We start from the raw sequence: 4,904 nt of genomic DNA, 5'->3' as shown, positions 1-4,904 counted from the left end.
ACGCGTGAAGTCGACCGCCTGGGGAGTACGGTCGCAAGATTAAAACTCAAAGGAATTGACGGGGACCCGCACAAGCGGTGGATGATGTGGATTAATTCGATGCAACGCGAAAAACCTTACCTACCCTTGACATGTACGGAACCCTGCTGAGAGGTGGGGGTGCTCGAAAGAGAGCCGTAACACAGGTGCTGCATGGCTGTCGTCAGCTCGTGTCGTGAGATGTTGGGTTAAGTCCCGCAACGAGCGCAACCCTTGTCATTAGTTGCTACGCAAGAGCACTCTAATGAGACTGCCGGTGACAAACCGGAGGAAGGTGGGGATGACGTCAAGTCCTCATGGCCCTTATGGGTAGGGCTTCACACGTCATACAATGGTCGGTACAGAGGGTTGCCAAGCCGCGAGGTGGAGCCAATCCCAGAAAGCCGATCGTAGTCCGGATCGCAGTCTGCAACTCGACTGCGTGAAGTCGGAATCGCTAGTAATCGCGGATCAGCATGCCGCGGTGAATACGTTCCCGGGTCTTGTACACACCGCCCGTCACACCATGGGAGTGGGTTTCACCAGAAGAGGCTAGCCTAACCGCAAGGGGGGCGGTCGCCACGGTGAGATTCATGACTGGGGTGAAGTCGTAACAAGGTAGCCGTATCGGAAGGTGCGGCTGGATCACCTCCTTTCTAGAGTCACAATCGTGTCGTGTCCACAACCTATCGGCTGTTTCAAGCAACAAGGGCAAGGAGCTCGGGCAAGTTACGGGAAATCGTAATGAGTTCGCAGTGTGAGCACCCGACCCTGGGATTACCGGGTCTGTAGCTCAGCTGGTTAGAGCACCGTCTTGATAAGGCGGGGGTCGTTGGTTCGAACCCAACCAGACCCACCAGATTGCCTGCAGAAGTACTGTGCGGTAATGGGGGATTAGCTCAGCTGGGAGAGCACCTGCTTTGCAAGCAGGGGGTCGTCGGTTCGATCCCGTCATCCTCCACCACCAACTGGTTGGTCAAACAGTTGTCGGCTGGTCAGTGTCTGTTGTTGCTTGATGTGCGTTTGAGTGTGAGGCGTGGGCTGTAGGAATACTGTCCAGACCTCACCCGCAAGGGTGCATGGAACTTTGATCTTTAAAAATTTGGAAGAAGTAAAGGGATGCCGGCGTTTCAACCGCGTCGGCATCTCATGGGTAGTGATTGCATCGTCCCGCCACTTTGAACCAGCGGCGGGATTGATAGCGCGAGCGCTTGAGAATGATCTGTAACGTGGAGCGAGACGCAAGTCGAGCACAGCGTTATAGGGTCAAGTGAATAAGTGCATGTGGTGGATGCCTTGGCGATCACAGGCGATGAAGGACGTGCAAGCCTGCGAAAAGCGGGGGGGAGCTGGCAATGGAGCTTTGATCCCCCGATGTCCGAATGGGGAAACCCGGCCCGCAAGGGTCATCCCTGACTGAATACATAGGTCAGCGGAAGCGAACCGAGCGAACTGAAACATCTAAGTAGCTCGAGGAACAGAAATCAACCGAGATTCCCAAAGTAGTGGCGAGCGAACTGGGAGTAGCCTGCACGACTAAACCATTTACTTAACAAAACGGTCTGGAAAGTCCGACGATACAGGGTGATAGTCCCGTATGTGAAAAGTAAGTGGCGGGTCTGAGCGTGCGACAAGTAGGGCGGGACACGTGAAATCCTGTTTGAAGATGGGGGGACCATCCTCCAAGGCTAAATACTCGTGATCGACCGATAGTGAACCAGTACCGTGAGGGAAAGGCGAAAAGAACCCCGGGAGGGGAGTGAAATAGATCCTGAAACCGCATGCATACAAACAGTGGGAGCCTCGCAAGGGGTGACTGCGTACCTTTTGTATAATGGGTCAGCGACTTACGTTCAGTAGCGAGCTTAACCGAATAGGGGAGGCGTAGCGAAAGCGAGTCTGAATAGGGCGATTCAGTTGCTGGACGTAGACCCGAAACCAAGTGATCTATCCATGGCCAGGATGAAGGTGCCGTAACAGGTACTGGAGGTCCGAACCCACTAATGTTGAAAAATTAGGGGATGAGCTGTGGATAGGGGTGAAAGGCTAAACAAACTTGGAAATAGCTGGTTCTCCCCGAAAACTATTTAGGTAGTGCCTCATGTATCACTCTCGGGGGTAGAGCACTGTAATGGTTGGGGGGGTCATTGCGATCTACCCCGCCATAGCAAACTCCGAATACCGAGAAGTGCGAGCATGGGAGACAGACGGTGGGTGCTAACGTCCATCGTCAAGAGGGAAACAACCCAGACCGCCAGCTAAGGCCCCCAATGCGTGGCTAAGTGGAAAACGAGGTGGGAAGGCATAGACAGCCAGGAGGTTGGCTTAGAAGCAGCCATCCTTTAAAGAAAGCGTAATAGCTCACTGGTCGAGTCGTCCTGCGCGGAAGATGTAACGGGGCTCAAGCCACGAGCCGAAGCTGCGGATATGTCGTAAGACATATGGTAGGGGAGCGTTCTGTAAGTCTGCGAAGGTGTCTGGTAACGGATGCTGGAGATATCAGAAGTGCGAATGCTGACATGAGTAGCGATAAAGCGGGTGAAAGGCCCGCTCGCCGAAAGCCCAAGGTTTCCTACGCAACGTTCATCGGCGTAGGGTGAGTCGGCTCCTAAGGCGAGGCCGAAAGGCGTAGTCGATGGGAAACAGGTCAATATTCCTGTACCAGTCCATGATGCGATGGGGGGACGGAGAAGGTTATAGCAGCCGGGTGTTGGAAGTCCCGGTTTAAGCAGGTAGGCGTGCTGCGTAGGCAAATCCGCGCGGCTTAGCCGAGATGTGATGACGAGGACCCACGTGGTCCGAAGTGCTAGATACCACGCTTCCAAGAAAAGCCTCTAAGCTTCAGTCATGGAGTGACCGTACCGCAAACCGACACAGGTGGGCAGGATGAAAATTCTCAGGCGCTTGAGAGAACCCAGGAGAAGGAACTCGGCAAATTGATACCGTAACTTCGGGAGAAGGTATGCCCCTCGTACGTGAAGTCCCTCGCGGACGGAGCGGAAAGGGGTCGCAGAGAATCGGTGGCTGCGACTGTTTAATAAAAACACAGCACTCTGCAAACACGAAAGTGGACGTATAGGGTGTGACGCCTGCCCGGTGCCGGAAGGTTAAGTGATGGGGTGCAAGCTCTTGATCGAAGCCCCGGTAAACGGCGGCCGTAACTATAACGGTCCTAAGGTAGCGAAATTCCTTGTCGGGTAAGTTCCGACCTGCACGAATGGCGTAACGATGGCCACACTGTCTCCTCCTGGGACTCAGCGAAGTTGAAATGTTTGTGAAGATGCAATCTCCCCGCGGCTAGACGGAAAGACCCCATGAACCTTTACTGTAGCTTTGCATTGGACTTTGACGGGACTTGTGTAGGATAGGTGGGAGGCAGTGAGACGTGGTCGCCAGATCACGTGGAGCCAACCTTGAAATACCACCCTGGTGTCGTTGAGGTTCTAACCTAGGTCCGTGAATCCGGATCGGGGACCGTGCATGGCAGGCAGTTTGACTGGGGCGGTCTCCTCCTAAAAGGTAACGGAGGAGTTCGAAGGTTCGCTTGGTACGGTCGGACATCGTACCTAAAGTGCAATGGCAAAAGCGAGCTTGACTGCGAGACTGACACGTCGAGCAGGTGCGAAAGCAGGACATAGTGATCCGGTGGTTCTGTATGGAAGGGCCATCGCTCAACGGACAAAAGGTACTCTGGGGATAACAGGCTGATTCCGCCCAAGAGTTCACATCGACGGCGGAGTTTGGCACCTCGATGTCGGCTCATCACATCCTGGGGCTGTAGCCGGTCCCAAGGGTATGGCTGTTCGCCATTTAAAGTGGTACGTGAGCTGGGTTTAAAACGTCGTGAGACAGTTTGGTCCCTATCTGCCGTGGGCGCTGGAAGTTTGAGGGGACCTGCTCCTAGTACGAGAGGACCGGAGTGGACTTACCTCTGGTGTACCGGTTGTCACGCCAGTGGCATCGCCGGGTAGCTAAGTAGGGAAGAGATAAGCGCTGAAAGCATCTAAGCGCGAAACTCGCCTCAAGATGAGACTTCCCGGGGACTCGATCCCCCTGAAGGGTCGTGGAAGACCACCACGTTGATAGGCTGGGTGTGGAAGTGCAGTAATGCATTAAGCTAACCAGTACTAATTGCCCGTGCGGCTTGACCCTATAACCGTGTGCTCAACACCGCGGCTATACTCAAAATTCAAAAGTGCCTCGCGCACAATCACACCATCCTTTACTTCTTCCACATGGCGGGCCAAAACCCCTCCATGACAAGCTTCAGCCTGGTGCACATAGCGCTGTGGAACCACCCCTTCCCATCCCGAACAGGACCGTGAAACGCAGCCGCGCCAATGATAGTGAGTACTACGCTCGCGAAAGTAGGTCAGTGCCAGGCTACCCTACGCATCAACACAAAACGCCCGATCACATCCCAATGTGATCGGGCGTTCGTGTTTCCAATCCCACACGACGCAATCCATATCACAACGCCAATTTCGGCGCCTTAACCGGGGTGCCCCCATGAAATCGACACACGACGACCCAGCAACGCCGCGCGCCTTCTCCGGAGTTGATCGCCTGTACGGGCTGGGCGCGCACGGGGCACTCGACCGAGCAGCCGTACTCGTGGTCGGCGTTGGCGGCGTCGGATCCTGGGCAACCGAAGCGCTCGCAAGAAGTGGCGTTGGCCGCATCGCAATTGCCGATCTCGACCACGTGGCCGAGTCGAACATCAACCGACAGATTCAAGCGCTCGTGCCCACACTCGGCATGGCCAAGACCGAAGCGATGGCGCAACGCATCGCCATCATCAATCCAGCATGCGTTGTAACGTCAATCGAGGACTTCGTGACGCCAGAAAATGTCGCCGAGGTCCTTGGCGACCAGTACAACGCAGT

General features: G+C 55.0%; 1 protein-coding gene, 2 tRNA genes and 3 rRNA genes. All 6 read left to right on the top strand.

Annotated features, from left to right (window positions below; genetic code table 11):
• Nucleotides 1–674: ribosomal RNA gene (locus NMQ14_RS19580) — 16S ribosomal RNA — on the top strand; the annotation flags it as partial.
• A gap of 126 nt (nt 675–800) precedes the next feature.
• Nucleotides 801–877 (top strand) — tRNA-Ile (locus NMQ14_RS19575).
• A 29-nt stretch (nt 878–906) separates the two neighbouring features.
• Nucleotides 907–982 (top strand) — tRNA-Ala (locus tag NMQ14_RS19570).
• 300 nt (nt 983–1,282) lie between these two features.
• Nucleotides 1,283–4,170, top strand: a 23S ribosomal RNA gene (locus NMQ14_RS19565).
• A gap of 118 nt (nt 4,171–4,288) precedes the next feature.
• Nucleotides 4,289–4,402 (top strand): 5S ribosomal RNA (gene rrf, locus NMQ14_RS19560).
• A 125-nt stretch (nt 4,403–4,527) separates the two neighbouring features.
• On the top strand, nt 4,528–4,904 hold a 377-nt coding region (locus tag NMQ14_RS19555), incomplete at its 3' end, for a ThiF family adenylyltransferase (protein ID WP_257098506.1).

This window comes from Methyloversatilis sp. XJ19-13 (assembly GCF_024580155.1).
Lineage (GTDB): Bacteria > Pseudomonadota > Gammaproteobacteria > Burkholderiales > Rhodocyclaceae > Methyloversatilis.
This window is presented reverse-complemented; position numbering and strand designations above follow the sequence as displayed.